At 66.9% G+C, this 13,263-nt stretch carries 12 protein-coding genes; 3 read left to right on the top strand and 9 right to left on the bottom strand.

All coding sequences use genetic code 11. The features are described 5' to 3' along the window. Positions 1-64 precede the first annotated feature (64 nt). Complete coding sequence (locus tag AC6JAM_RS05535; protein WP_497935917.1) at positions 65-274, bottom strand: hypothetical protein; 210 nt, start codon at positions 272-274, stop codon at positions 65-67. Positions 275-489: 215 nt separating this feature from the next. Here AC6JAM_RS05535 and AC6JAM_RS05530 point away from each other — a divergent pair, with 215 nt between their 5' ends. Then, positions 490-837, top strand: coding sequence for a hypothetical protein (locus AC6JAM_RS05530; protein WP_018770854.1), 348 nt, complete (start codon positions 490-492; stop codon positions 835-837). A 59-nt stretch (positions 838-896) separates the two neighbouring features. Here the strand turns inward: AC6JAM_RS05530 and AC6JAM_RS05525 are convergent, their stop codons facing one another. The 8 genes from AC6JAM_RS05525 to AC6JAM_RS05490 form a co-directional block, all read right to left on the bottom strand. Continuing rightward, positions 897-2,612 carry a thiamine pyrophosphate-dependent enzyme gene (locus tag AC6JAM_RS05525; RefSeq protein WP_144601243.1) on the bottom strand — a complete coding sequence of 572 codons (1,716 nt, stop codon included), beginning with the start codon at positions 2,610-2,612 and terminating at the stop codon, positions 897-899. A gap of 40 nt (positions 2,613-2,652) precedes the next feature. Then, entirely contained in the window at positions 2,653-4,170 is a 1,518-nt protein-coding gene (locus AC6JAM_RS05520; RefSeq protein ID WP_224084268.1) for an amino acid permease, read from the bottom strand. 47 nt (positions 4,171-4,217) lie between these two features. Further along, positions 4,218-5,174, bottom strand: coding sequence for a glutaminase (locus AC6JAM_RS05515; RefSeq protein ID WP_018772168.1), 957 nt, complete (start codon positions 5,172-5,174; stop codon positions 4,218-4,220). Next, positions 5,171-6,769, bottom strand: coding sequence for a PucR family transcriptional regulator (locus AC6JAM_RS05510; RefSeq protein ID WP_478222368.1), 1,599 nt, complete (start codon positions 6,767-6,769; stop codon positions 5,171-5,173). Before AC6JAM_RS05510 ends, AC6JAM_RS05515 begins: the two co-directional genes overlap by 4 nt. Before the next feature lie 235 nt (positions 6,770-7,004). Continuing rightward, positions 7,005-7,757: a maleylpyruvate isomerase family mycothiol-dependent enzyme gene (locus AC6JAM_RS05505; RefSeq protein WP_223993785.1), complete on the bottom strand. Its 753-nt coding sequence runs from the start codon at positions 7,755-7,757 to the stop codon at positions 7,005-7,007. Beyond that, positions 7,757-8,581 carry a fumarylacetoacetate hydrolase family protein gene (locus tag AC6JAM_RS05500; RefSeq protein ID WP_497934240.1) on the bottom strand — a complete coding sequence of 275 codons (825 nt, stop codon included), beginning with the start codon at positions 8,579-8,581 and terminating at the stop codon, positions 7,757-7,759. The genes AC6JAM_RS05505 and AC6JAM_RS05500 overlap by 1 nt, the downstream gene beginning before the upstream one ends. After that, positions 8,581-9,711, bottom strand: a complete 1,131-nt coding sequence (locus AC6JAM_RS05495; RefSeq protein ID WP_497934239.1) for a cupin domain-containing protein — start codon at positions 9,709-9,711, stop codon at positions 8,581-8,583. Before AC6JAM_RS05495 ends, AC6JAM_RS05500 begins: the two co-directional genes overlap by 1 nt. Before the next feature lie 109 nt (positions 9,712-9,820). Then, on the bottom strand, positions 9,821-10,627 hold the full coding sequence (locus tag AC6JAM_RS05490) for an IclR family transcriptional regulator (protein WP_018772173.1): 807 nt from the start codon (positions 10,625-10,627) through the stop codon (positions 9,821-9,823). 48 nt (positions 10,628-10,675) lie between these two features. Here AC6JAM_RS05490 and AC6JAM_RS05485 point away from each other — a divergent pair, with 48 nt between their 5' ends. Both AC6JAM_RS05485 and AC6JAM_RS05480 read left to right on the top strand, forming a co-directional pair. Beyond that, positions 10,676-11,962 (top strand): MFS transporter, encoded by a 1,287-nt coding sequence (locus AC6JAM_RS05485; protein WP_497934238.1) that lies wholly within the window; start codon positions 10,676-10,678, stop codon positions 11,960-11,962. Continuing rightward, on the top strand, positions 11,955-13,214 hold the full coding sequence (locus AC6JAM_RS05480) for an FAD-dependent oxidoreductase (RefSeq protein ID WP_497934237.1): 1,260 nt from the start codon (positions 11,955-11,957) through the stop codon (positions 13,212-13,214). The genes AC6JAM_RS05485 and AC6JAM_RS05480 overlap by 8 nt, the downstream gene beginning before the upstream one ends. The last annotated feature ends 49 nt before the right edge of the window (positions 13,215-13,263 follow it).

Here is a 13,263-nt window from a genome sequence, read left to right as displayed (position 1 = left end):
ATTCTACCGGCCCCTTAGTCAGTCTCCGGCCCGGTGCAGTAGGGGCAATCGTCCGGGCAGTCCGTCATGCCGGCACCCCTGCCAGGTCGTAGCCGTCGGCGATATGGAACAAGCGCCGGCCTCCCGCGGGGGCTGCCACCCACACCACGTCGCCGTCATCGGTCCGGGCATCCACCAGGCCGCTGAAGGCGGCGTGCCCATCCCTCCTGAGTTCCACGCTGTCGCCGACCTGGACGGCGTCCCAGCGGACAGGGCTCTTTACGCGGCTCGTCATTGAAGTCACGGATATTCCTTTGAAGAGGCTTGGCCGGGGCGGCTGCTGCGGCCCCGGTGATGCCATCAAACCGCTGCGCCACGGCGCGGCTCAATGGAGGAATGGCCACGGGTTCCGGTCCCTTGTTGTGCATCCCTCCAGCAGAGACCCTGTGCCGGCATGGAGCGGCAGGGTTAGACTGCCTGCATACGTGTTGGCGATCGAAGGAGAAGTTCATGGACTACACCGGAAGCCAGTCGGAGAAGGCCGTAACCGCCGGGGAACTGGGCCGCAGCCACATCGGGCAGACCATCAGCTTCAAACCGAACGAGTTCACGGTTGTGTTCGGCAAGCTCGCGGGCATCGCCCGGACTGAGGCCATGGTCTACCTGTCGCTGACGGGGGTTGGAAACGGCACCCACCTGAAGGACGAATATGACCTGCCGCTGACCCATGAGGTCTTTGTGCCGGTGGACGTCATCACCAACGCGGAATCCACCATCAAGGACCTGTTCGGCAAAGTCCAGGAAAACCTCCGCGGGGCCGGCCACAAGGGTGGCGAGGACCGGACGGACCGGCTCTAACCGCCCGCAGCAAGAGCAAGGAAGAAGGCCGGCACTTTCGTGCCGGCCTTCCCCTTGGCCTAGTACGCCTTGACCCGCTGCTCCACCACGAGATGGATGAGGGCGAATACGCCGTCCCGGTCAATCGCTGCCAGGGCTGCATCCAGCGCTGCCGGGACATCTCGGTCCTCGGTCACCGTGACCCCGAATCCGCCGAAAGCCCTGGCCATCAGCGCAAAGTCGGGGTTCTTCAGCTGGGTACCGGAGACGCGCCGGGGATAGTGCCGCTCCTGGTGCGTGCGGATGGTGCCGTACTCCTGGTTGTCCATGACCACCACCAGCGGGGTGGCCCCGTACTGGGCAGCCGTGGCCAGCTCCTGCCCGTTCATGAGGAATTCGCCGTCCCCGGCGATGGTGACCACGCGCCGCTTCGGTTCGGCCAGGGACGCTGCGATGGCCGAGGGGACGGAGTAGCCCATGGACCCGTTCCGCGCACTGATCATGGACGCGTAGCGGCGGGTGGGGAAATACCGGTGCGCCCAGTTGGTGTGTTCACCTGCACCGAACGTCACCATCGCATCCTCCGGCAGCCGGGGGACGAGGTTGGCCATCAGGGTGTCCATCCGGGCCTGCCCTGCCGCCGGGGCAGCAGGAGGCAGCGTGGCAAAGCGCTCCTGCTCGGCGCGCATCCTGGCCGTCCAGGCCTTCCACTCTTCCTTCACGGGCAGGCTGATGCCCTCCAGGCCGCGCACGAACGCTTCCGGTTTGGCCAGGATCTGCCGCGACACCGGGCCGGACCTTCCCCGCAGCGACGGGTCCACGGTGACCAGGAAATTTTCCTTGTTCCAGTCCTGCCGGCAGACGAAACCGTCCGTAATGACGTCGCCCGGCACCGTTCCCACGAAGACCAGGAGGTCGGTCTCCTCCAGCAGGTCGTAAGTGGGGCGCGGCCGGCCATAGCCGATCGGTCCCACGTAGGACGGCGAATCGAAGGGCACTGTTCCCTGCGTCCGCCATTCCGCCGCGGCCGGGATGTGGTGCCGTTCCAGCCAGGCGGTGAGCTGGTCCGCGGCCTCCTGCGTCCAGTCGTTGCCGCCGGTCACGAACAGCGGCTTGGACGATTCCGCCAGCGCCGCTTCCAGGGCTGACGCATCAGCGCTGCCCATCCCGCCTGCGGCCACGGGAATCGCAGGATGCAGCGCAGGGCTGACCTCCCGCCGGATGACGTCCTCGGGCAGGCCCACCACTACGGGCCCGGGCCGGCCGCTCATTGCCGCAAACATGGCCTCCGCCACTATCTCGGAGGCCCGTTCCGGGTGGTCAAGGACCATCACCCGCTTGGCGCCGGTGTCGAACCAGGACTTGATGTCGAATTCCTGGAACGCCTCGCGGTCCCGGTGGGCAAACGGGATCAGGCCCACGAAGAGCAGCATCGGCGTGGAGTCCTGCCAGGCGGTGTGCAGCCCTACGTGGGCGTTGGCCGCGCCGGGCCCCCGGGTCACCATCGCCACGCCCGGGCGCTGGTTCAGCTTTCCGTCGGCTTCCGCCATGTACGCGGCACCGCCTTCATGGCGGCAGACGATGGTTTCGATCTTCGAGTTGTGCAGGCCGTCCAGCACATCCAGGAAGCTCTCGCCGGGAACCACATAGGTGCGTTCCACGCCATGCGCCACCAGCGAGTCAACGATCACGTGCCCCGCGGATTTCAGGGCGGGCGCCACGGTGTCCTGGTGATGGACGACGGCGGCGGGCCGGGTGGGGGAGGAGGTCAGGGTGGGCTGCGGCTCTGGTGTCATGTTCTTTCTTTGGCTCGGAAGGTTGGCGGAAGGGATGGGGTCAGGAGATGGGGGTGCGGTTGGCGATGACGGGGGACTTTCCGGTGTAGCCGTCGCGGGTTTCGGCGATTTGGCGGATGCGGGTGCGGCAGGCGTACCAGCCGGCGACCATGAGGATGGAGGCGATGGCGGTGACGAGCATGGTCAGGGGTGAGTCGATGAAGACCATGATGAGGACGCCGATGAGGAAGAGCAGGGAGAGGTAGCCGGTGTAGGGGGCGCCGAACATGCGGAAGGAGGGGCGGGTGACCCAGCCTTTGTCGGCCCAGCGTTTGAGTTGGATTTGGCACAGGACGATGGTGGCCCAGGTCATGATGATGCCGACCGAGGCGATGTTCAGGACGATTTCGAAGGCTTCGGCGGGGACGAGGTAGTTCAGGGGGACGCCGAGGAGGGAGACGGTGGCGGTGATGGCGATGCCGCCGTAGGGGACGCCTGCTTTGTTCATGCGGGAGGCGAAGCGGGGGGCGGAGCCGTTGACGGACATGGAGCGCAGGATCCGGCCGGTGGAGTAGAGTCCGGCGTTCAGGGAGGACAGGGCGGCGGTGAGGACGACGAGGTTCATGATGACGTCTACGCCCTGGACGCCGATGGAGCCGAAGAAGGTCACGAAGGGGCTGACGCCTTTTTGGTAGGAGGTGAAGGGCAGCAGCAGGGCCAGGAGGATCACGGAGCCGACGTAGAACACGGCGATGCGGAAGACCACGGAGTTGATGGCCTTGGGCATGATTTTTTCGGGGTTTTCGGTTTCGCCGGCGGCGGTGCCGACGAGTTCGATGGAGGCGTAGGCGAACAGGACGCCCTGCATGAGGATGATCATGGGCAGCAGGCCGTTGGGGAAGATCCCGCCGTTGTCGGACAGGAGGCTGATGCCGACCTGTTGGCCGTCCACGGGGGTGCCGAAGATGACGAAGTAGGTGCCGATGATGAGGAACGCGACCAGGGCGGCGACCTTGATCAGGGCGAACCAGAATTCCATTTCGCCGAAGACCTTGACCGAGACCAGGTTCAGGGCCAGGACGACGATGAGGGCGGTCAGTGCCCAGGCCCACTGGGGGACGTCGGCCATCCAGGGGATGTAGTTGCCGAAGAAGTGCATGTAGAGGGCGGCGGCGGTGATGTCCACGATGGTGGTGGTGGCCCAGTTGATCCAGTAGAACCAGCCGGAGACGAACGCGGCTTTTTCGCCGAAGAATTCGCGGGCGTAGGAGACGAACGAGCCCGAGGAGGGCCGGTGCAGGACCAGTTCGCCCAGGGCGCGCAGGATCAGGAACGCGAAGAACCCGCAGACCGCGTAGGCGATGACCAGGGACGGGCCCGCGGCGTTGAGCCGGCCGCCGGCGCCCAGGAACAGGCCGGTGCCGATCGCGCCGCCGATCGCGATCATCTGGATCTGCCGGGGCTTGAGGTTCTTGTGGTAACCCTTGTCCTCCGCGTGCAGGGAGGTCTCGGACGCATGCGCGTGACCACCATCAATTATGTGGTCGAAGCCAACCTCGTCATTGGGGTTGTTGGGCATGGGTATTTCCTTTCGATCCGGGGAAGATCTGTCTTGGATGGGAAAAACTAGAAAACTGACCAGCCGGTGCGGTCGGAGAGGTCGGCAAGGGCTGCCGTGCCGGCGAGGGAATTGCCCTTGGCATCCAGGCGCGGGCTCCAGACGCAGATGGCGCACTGGCCCGGCACGATGACCAGTATTCCGCCGCCCACCCCGCTCTTTCCGGGCAGGCCCACGCGGTAGGCGAATTCGCCGGCGGCGTCATACATGCCGCACGTCAGCATGATGGAGCCGATCCGCTTGGCCTCGCTCCGGGACAACACGGTGCCGGCGGCTCCCTGTCCGTCATTGGCAAGGAACAGGCCGGCCTTGGCCAACTCCGCGCAGGTCATCATGATCGAACACTGGCGGACGTAATTCTCCACCACTGATTCCGCAGGCTGCGTGAGGTTCCCGAAGTCCTTCAGGAAATGCGCCAGGGCAAGGTTGCGGCTGCTGCCGGCCAGTTCACCGGCGGCAGCTGCCTCGTCAATGAACGGCCCCTGTCCCCGGCTGTCCGCCTGTCCCTGGTGACCCGCTTGTCCGGTCAGGAACCGCAGGAGGTGCGCGGCGGCGTCGGGCGTCTCCTGCATCAGATGGTCGGTGACCACCAGCGCCCCGGCATTGATGAAGGGGTTGCGCGGGATGCCATGTTCGGCCTCGAGCTGAACCAGGGAGTTGAAGGCTGTTCCGGACGGTTCGCGCAGCACCCGAGACCACAGCCGGGCGGACCGGCCGCCCTGCAGCGCCATGGCCAGGGTGAAGACCTTGGAGATGCTTTGGATGGAGAAGGGGACATCGGCGTCACCGGAGCAAAAAACGTCACCGGACGTGGTGGCGACGGCAATGCCAAACCGGTCGAAGGGGACCTTGGCCAGGAAGGGGATGTTGCGGGGTACTGCACCCGTTTCCTTCCGCGGACGGTGACGCCGGACGATGTCCTCGAGGAGGATGTCCAGGGGTGGTGCGCCGAGTGTTGTGGTCATTTCCTGCCTGAAGTGTCGTAGGAAGTGGAGGCCCACTCCTGGAGGTGGAGCAGCGCCACCAGGGAATCCCTGGGGCTGCCGAAGTCGAGGCCGGTCACCCGGGTGGCTTTGGCCACCCGGTAGTAGACAGTGTTCTTGTGCAGGTTCATCCGCCTGGCGCATTCGGCGACGTCGAAGGACGCATCGAAATACGTGCGGAGGGTGTCGGCGAGTTCGGCGTCCTCCTGGAGGAGCGCTGCCAGGCCGCGGTGGCGGAACGGTGAGGTGTGGAAGTTCCGCACCGCCTCGCGGTAGAGGATTTCCGCTTCGAAATCGCCCACCGCGGCAACCGTGCCGGGTTCTGCCGTGCCCACGCAGGCCAGCAGCGCCTCCGTCACCCCGGTCACCGTATGGAGGGACAACAGGTCCGGCACCAAGGGGCCCACGGCCGCGAATGGACTGATGCCGAGGTGCTTGCGGGCATCCCGGACGATTGCCTCGGCAAGGGAACGCAGCCCCGATTCCGCGGTGCTGGACTGCAGGTCAGGCACGATGATGGCGGTGTCACCCTTGAACTGGCCCACGACGGCGGTGGGCTTGTACGCGGCCGCGTGGATGGAGGCGAGATTGGCAAGTTCCCCGTGCTTGAGTGCGGCGTCGTCGGCGCGCGAGTCGGCGTCGGACATGCCGATGAGGATGAGGGCGGCGGGACGTTCCGAAGGGATTTTTCCGCTGTGCGCGCTGGCGGCGGCCTCCGCGGGACCTGACAGGATCCGAACAATCCGGTCCTCCCGCATATGGACGGACTGCTGGTTGCGGTACCGGATCAGTTCGGCCGAGACGCGTGCCGCGGATCCCGTGAGGACATACTCAACGTCCGGGCCGAAGCCGGCTCCGGTCTCCTGGAGCCAGATGTAGCCCATGATCCGTTCGCCGGCAAAGAGCGCGATGGCCACCCGTTCCCGCAGCCCGTCCTGGGGCCGTGCGGGTACCCGGACCGGCTGCCGGGTGCGGTGCAGTTCGCGGTAGGCGCCAAGATCCTTGAGCAGCAGTTCGTATTTGCGGGGGCCGCGCCGGGCCAGGATGGAAGCCTTGCGGAGTTCGTCGATGTCATTGGTGACGGTGGAGTAGGCAAGGACCTTGTTGGCCGCATCCTCGATGAGCACGTGGCTGGACGTGAGCCGCGCTGTGGTCTGGGCGATCGCGAACAGGTCTTCCTCGAGCAGGGTCAGCACTTCGCTCTGGTAGCTGCGCGGCTGGATCCGGTCCTTGGCAATGGAGAGCAGGCGGTCCCAGTCTGCTGCCGGATCCACCAGCAGCAGTCCCGATCCGGCTGCGCGGAGGAGTTCTTCCGCTTCCGCCAGGTCTTCGCGCTGGCCCTTGACGGCGACCACCGGGGGCGGGTCCTTCAGGAGGCGCCGGAGGGCAGGCAGCGCCGAACGGCCACGGACCCCGATGAGCAGGACAAAGGCTTTGCCGGCCTGGGCTGCTTCATCGTCGGCGTCGACGATCAGGAACCGTTCGATGTCCGTCGCCGAGGGGGCCGGGCGAAGGATGAGGCTGGCGAAGCCGAGGGGAAGATCCGAGAGGATGTCATCCACCGTAACCGCGGCCATGGGTTGTCCTTTTGCGTCGATCCCACCGGACGGCTCTGTCCGGTCACCTCATGCTATCCAGCGTCCTGGGCTGATTTTATGGAACCTCCTCCAAGTCCAGGGGATCCTTTTTAGGCTCCAGCCTGAGGCGACGCACCGCACGTGACGGGACATGCGGGCAGGAACGCCGAAAGGCGGGCCAGCCGGTGCTGGCCCGCCTCTGGTGCGGTGCTGTGGCGGGTGCCACGGCGGCCTGTCAGATCCAGGCCGGTGCCGGCGGCGCCGGGGTAGCTGCTTCGCCGTCGCGCTTCGCCGTGGTTCCGTCCGTGCCGCGGCCCGCGGCCCACTGGGCGATGGCGGCCAGTGAACCGGACACCACGGTGGGCGACAGGGCGGCGGTGTCCCCAAACGACAAGCCGGTGCCGTCCACTGTGATGAGGAGCCCGGCGTCGGTGCCGCGCGCATGCCAGGCGCCGGTGATGTCCTTGAGCAGGCGTTCCAGGACGGGTGCAGGGATGTCCTTGAAGGTGGCCCCGTTGTCCAGGTCCACGGCGTGGACCCAGACTTCGCGGGTGCGCATCCACACGGTCTCTTCGGCCGGGACGGTCCTGCCCTGGACGGTTTTGACCTTGTGGTGCCAGTTGGCGGCGGGCAGGTCGCGCCATTCGACGTTCAGGTGCACGGCGGAGTGGTCGAACAGGTTCCGCAGGGCGATGGGACTGAGGGTGGACCCGAAGTCGATCTCGTGGTTGCGGACCTCAACGGAAGGGTACATGGGTGTTTCCACCCCGGTGGCCGCCCACTCGACCAGACGGGCGATGGCCCTGGCGTTGTAGCCCACGTGGGCTACAACGTGGCGGCGGGTCCAGCCGGGCAGCAGCGAGCCCCCGTCCAGTTCCGCGTCGGGAAGCTCGTTGAGCTTGCGGGCGAAGAACGCGGTGCCGCGCCGGGCCTGCAGCAGCCCCTCGAGCAGCACGGGGTCGCTGGCCTGGTCGTGCCGGGCAACCATCAGGCTTCCTTGACCACGCGGTTGGTCAGCTGGCCCAGGCCCTCGATGGTGGTGACCAGGACCTGGCCCTCCTGCAGGTAGCACTTGGGGTCCTGCGCGTGGCCCACGCCGCCGGGGGTGCCGGTGGCGATGACGTCGCCCGGGTTCAGGGTGATGATGGTGGAGATGTAGGAGACCAGGTATTCCGGGGTGAAGACCAGGTCGCTGGTGGGGGTGGACTGCTGGACGTCGCCATCCACGGCCGAGGTCATCAGCGGCCCGGGGGTGAATTCGTCCTTGGTGACCAGGGCCGGGCCGAACGGGGTGGACTTCTCCCAGGTCTTGCCCTGCAGCCACTGGATGGTGCGGAACTGGTAGTCGCGCATGCTGATGTCGTTCAGCACGGAGTACCCTGCGATGTGCCCGGCAGCCTCTGCCTCCGGGATGCGCCGGCCGGCCTTGCCGATGACGACGGCGAGCTCGGCTTCCCAGTCCACGGTGTCCGATTCCTGCGGCAGCGCGAGGTCATCGTTGGGCCCGATCAGCGACTCGGCGTACTTGGCGAACAGGGTGGGGTACTCGGGGACCTCGCGGCCCATCTCCTTGATGTGGTTGCGGTAGTTGTGGCCCACGCAGATGATCTTGCCCGGGGAAGGCACGACGGCGGCGAGGTCGGCGCCGTCGAACGCGTGTGTTGCGCCGTTGGCATCCTTGGCGATGGTTTCCCAGTTGGGGTCCTGCAGGAGTGCCCCGACATCGGAAAAGCCCGGGACTTCGGTGAGGGTCTCGCCGTCCTGGCGTGCGGCCTTTGTTCCGTCGGGAGTGCGGAGGGTGAGGAGTTTCATTACTTGGTGCGTCCTTCGATGTAGGTGCGGTTGAAGTTCAGGCGCTCGAAGATGGGGGCGTCGCTGAACCGGAACAGATCAAACTCAGTCCCGGCTTCCAGGGACCATTGCTGCCAGGACGGGACGACGAACAGGTCGCCCTTGGCCAGGACCCTGGTTTCGCCGTTCAGGGTCACGGATCCGGTGCCTTCGAAGACCTGCCAGACGCTGGAGCCCACCTCGCGGACGGTCTCGGTCCAGGCGCCGGCCCGCAGGCGGTGGAACTCGGCCCGGATGGTGGGCATGACGTCCCCGCCCGTGGTCGGGTTGGTGTACCGAACGGCGGCGTGGCCCTGTGACACGGTGGCCGGGTGGCCCTCGTCCTCGAGGAGCAGCTGTTCGCGCAGGGCGGCGTCGGTGTACTTCCACCGGTACGCCGCGATGGGGGAGTTGGTGGTGTCATCGAGGCCCGAGAGCGGGCGGAGTCCGGGGTGGGCCCAGAGCCGCTCGGAGCGGGAGATGTCCGGGGTGGCCTCGTCGGTGACGCGTTCGGTGCCGAACTCGAAGAACCCGGCGTCCGCGTAGTGCACGAACGGGATGTCCAGCCCGTCGATCCACGCCATGGGCTCGTCGGTGTCGTTGTGGTGGCCGTGGAAGTTCCAGCCCGGGGTGAGCAGGAAGTCGCCGCGGGACATCCGGACAGGGTCCCCGTTCACCACGGTCCACACGCCCTCGCCCTCGACGACGAACCGGAACGCATTCTGCGAGTGGCGGTGCTCCGGGGCCGTTTCACGGCCGCCCAGGTACTGGATGGCCGCCCACAACGTCGGGGTGGCGTAAGGCGTGCCGGCCAGGCCCGGGTTGGCCAGCGCAATGGCGCGCCGTTCCCCGCCGCGGCCCACCGGCACCAGGTCCCCGGCGCGGGCGGCCAGGGGGTACAGGTCATTCCAGCGCCAGACGTGCGGCACTGCTTTCGGGGACGGGACCATGGGCATCAGGTCCGCGATCTCCGTCCACAACGGAATCAGGTTTTCCTTATCGAAATCCCGGTACAGCTGCTCAAGCTGCGCAGCCTCCTCCGGGGTGGGCCCGGGAACGTGGTGTTCCTGCGCCACGGATTCGTGCGTTTGTTTTTCAGCGCTGATCGACACTGGCCTTCTCCTTGCGTGCGGACTGACTGCGACGTGGATTCGACCCTAGGGAAGATCTGCTGTGATCCCCAGCATATTCTGGCATGCAGAATTCCTTCGGCCCTGCCGGTCAGCTTCCGGCTGCCCCGTCCGCCGGATTGGCCGCGATGTCTATTTCCAGCTGGCGCCGGGTCTCCATCATGACGCCCACCAGCCCGGCGTCGAACAGGGGCCGGAACCGTGCCACGGGAGTGGCCACGCTCAGGGCGCCCACCACCATGCCCTTGCCGTTGTGCAGGGCCATCCCGAAGGCGCTGATGCCCTCCTCGGTACCCTCGAAGTTGGCGGCAAATCCGTTGGCGCGGACGGACTCAAGCTCGCGCAGGAACGCGGGGTAGTCGGCGTCCGGGATGTAGTCTCCGCCCAGTTCCGCGTTGGGGCTGCGGAACAGCTGTTCCAGCACGGCGGGATCGAGCTCCGCCAGGATGGCCTTCCCGCCCGAGGCTTTATGCGCGGGGAGCAGGGTCCCCTGCCGGTCCCCGACGCGCAGGATGTTGGTGCTTTCCACCGTGTCCAAAAAGCGGACTTTTGTGCCCACCCGGATCATGAGGTTGACGGTCTCGTTGGTGCGCGCGCACAGCAGTTCCATGTGTGGCCGGGAGATGTCCCGCAGCTGGCGTGTCCAGCTCAAGCCCGCCGGGCCGGCGCCCATCGCGGGGCCCGGCACATACCGGCGCGTTTCATCCTGGACCGCGAAGCCCCGGTACACCAGCATGGCCAGGAGCCGGTGTGCCGTGGACGGCGCCACGCCGAGCTCCGCCGCAGCGTCCTTGAGCCGCAGGCTGCCGACGTCCCGCAGGAGCTGGAGGAGCTGCAGGGCGTTATCCACCGCTTCGATGGAGTAGGTGGGCTTCCGCCGGGCAGGAAGATTCTGCATGACAGAATAATATGGGCGCGCTGGTATGACTGCCAGCACAGTGGTGGGATGAATCACACAACTTCCGCTGCAGCGCCGCAGCGCACGGCCGCCCCCAGCTCGGGCGCAGGCCTTTCCGGGTTCCCCCGGCGTTCCGTACTTGCCGTCCTGGTGTGCTGGCTGCTGGTCGTTTTCGACGGCTACGACCTGATCGTCTACGGCACCGTCCAGGGCTCACTCATCAGCGACACCGGCTGGGGCCTGACCAAGGCCACGGCCGGGACCATCGGGTCCATGGCCTTTGTCGGCATGATGATTGGAGCGGTCTTTGCCGGCCGTATGTCCGATACCTGGGGCCGGCGGCGCACCATCATCGGCTGCGCCATCGTGTTTTCCGCGTTCACCATCCTTTGCGCCTTTGCCCCCAATGCGCCGGTCTTCGGCGGCCTCCGCCTGCTGGCCGGCATCGGACTGGGGGGCCTGGTGCCCTCAGCCAACGCTTTGGTGGCCGAACTCGTGCCGGAAAAATGGCGGTCAACCATCGCCACCCTGATGATGTCCGGCGTTCCCATCGGCGGCTCCCTCGCCGCGCTGGTGGGCATTCCGCTGATTCCGGCCTTAGGCTGGCCCATCATGTTCCTCGTGGCCGTCGTCGCCCTGGTGGTAGTGATCCCGCTGGGGTTCCGCTACCTGCCGGAAACACTGGCACCCAAGACAACCGGCGGTAGCACCGCGAAGGAGTCCGTGGGATTCGGCTCCCTGCTCCGGGCGCCTTACCTTGGCACCAGCCTGCTGTTTGCCATCGGAACCCTGGTGACCCTGTTCGCCTGGTACGGGCTGGGCACCTGGCTGCCCAACCTGATGCAGCTGGCCGGGTACAACCTTGGCTCCGCCCTGACGTTCGCGCTGGCGCTCAACCTGGGCGCCGTGGCTGGCTCGGTACTGACCGCCTGGGCCGGCACAAGGTTCGGGCCCATTCCCACGGCGATTGCGGCAGCGGCGGTGGCCGCCGTCGCCCTGGTGGTCCTGGTGTCCGGGCCGCCCGTCGCCGTCGTCTATTTCATGCTGGTGCTTGCCGGCGTGGGAACGCACGGCACCCAGTGCCTGATTATCGCGGCCGTGGCCAGCCACTATCCGGCACACCTCCGCGGTACTGCCCTTGGCTGGGCACTCGGCGTGGGCCGCATCGGGGCAGTGGCCGCACCGCAGGCCGGCGGGCTCCTGCTCGCAGCGGGCCTGGGCGTCAACTCAAACTTCCTGGCGTTTGCCGGAGCAGCCGCCGCAGCAGCAGTCCTGCTCGCAGCAGTCGGCATCAAAATCAAGAAATCAACAGCAGTAGGAGTTTCCAATGTCTAACGTCAAAGCGTCCACCGACGTCCTCGTGGTGGGCGGCGGCATGGCCGGGCTTGCCGGAGCGCTGGCGCTTCGCGAAAACGGCGCCGACGTCACCCTGGTTGAAGTGGCACCGGCCTTCGGTGAAGTGGGTGCGGGCCTGCAGATGGCCCCCAACGCATCCCGCGTCCTGAAGCGCTGGGGCCTGCTGGAGAAGGCGCTGGAAATTGGCGTCCAGCCCAAGCACCTGGTGTTCCGCGACGCCATCACCGGCGAGGAGCTGACCCGCCAGACCCTGGGCGGTGAGTTCGAGGAGCGCTACGGCGCCCCCTACGTCGTCATCCACCGCAGCGACCTGCACCGGATCCTGCTCGAAGCCTGCCAGGAAGCCGGCGTCACCCTGGTGAACGACGTCCTGGTGCAGAAGGTGGAAACCGACGGCGACCGGGGCCGCGCTTACGCCGCCAAGGGCGAGGTCTTTGAAGCCGACGCCATCCTGGCTGCGGACGGGCTCAAGTCCACCTTGCGCGGCACCGTTGCCAATGACGGTCCGGTGAATTCGGCCTACGTGGCGTACCGCGGAACCGTGCCCATCACCGAGGAGACCCCGGCCGCGGACCTGGAGGACGTCATCGTCTACCTGGGACCGGACTGCCACCTGGTCCAGTACCCGCTGCGCAAGGGCCAGCTGCTCAACACCGTGGCGGTGTTCAAGTCCCCGTCCTTCGAGCGCGGCGAAGAGCAGTACGGCGGCGTGGACGAGCTCGAGGCAGCCTATAAGGACTGCGTCCCCGCCGTGCAGGAAGCCCTGAAGAACCTGGCCACCGGCATCCGCTGGCCCATGTACGACCGCGACCCCATCGAGAACTGGGTTTCCGGCCGCATGGCACTCATCGGCGACGCCGCCCACCCGATGCTGCAGTACCTGGCCCAGGGTGCCTGCCAGGCGCTGGAGGACGCGGCAGTCCTGCAGGACGTGGCCCGCGAAAAGGTCTTCACGCCCGAGGGCATCGACGCCGGCGCCTGGGAAGCTGCCTTCCGCGAGTTCAACGAAGCCCGCGCCGCGCGGACGGCCCGAGTGCAGCGCACCGCCCGGATCTGGGGCGAGTCCTGGCACGTGGGCGGCGTGGCACGCATCCTGCGGAACATGCTGTTCAAGAGCCGCGGCGACAACAACTTCCAGTACAACGACTGGCTGTACGGGCGCGGTGAGCCGGGCGTTCCCGCGGAGGTTCCGGCCGGGGTTCCGGCCGGGGCCAGGCTGGTGGAAGCCTAAGCACTGATTTTCCAGGGCGGGCGTACGACGGCGGGTGGCTGCCGCCGTC

This window comes from Arthrobacter sp. GmRoot5-12, from assembly GCF_059739365.1.
This window is presented reverse-complemented; position numbering and strand designations above follow the sequence as displayed.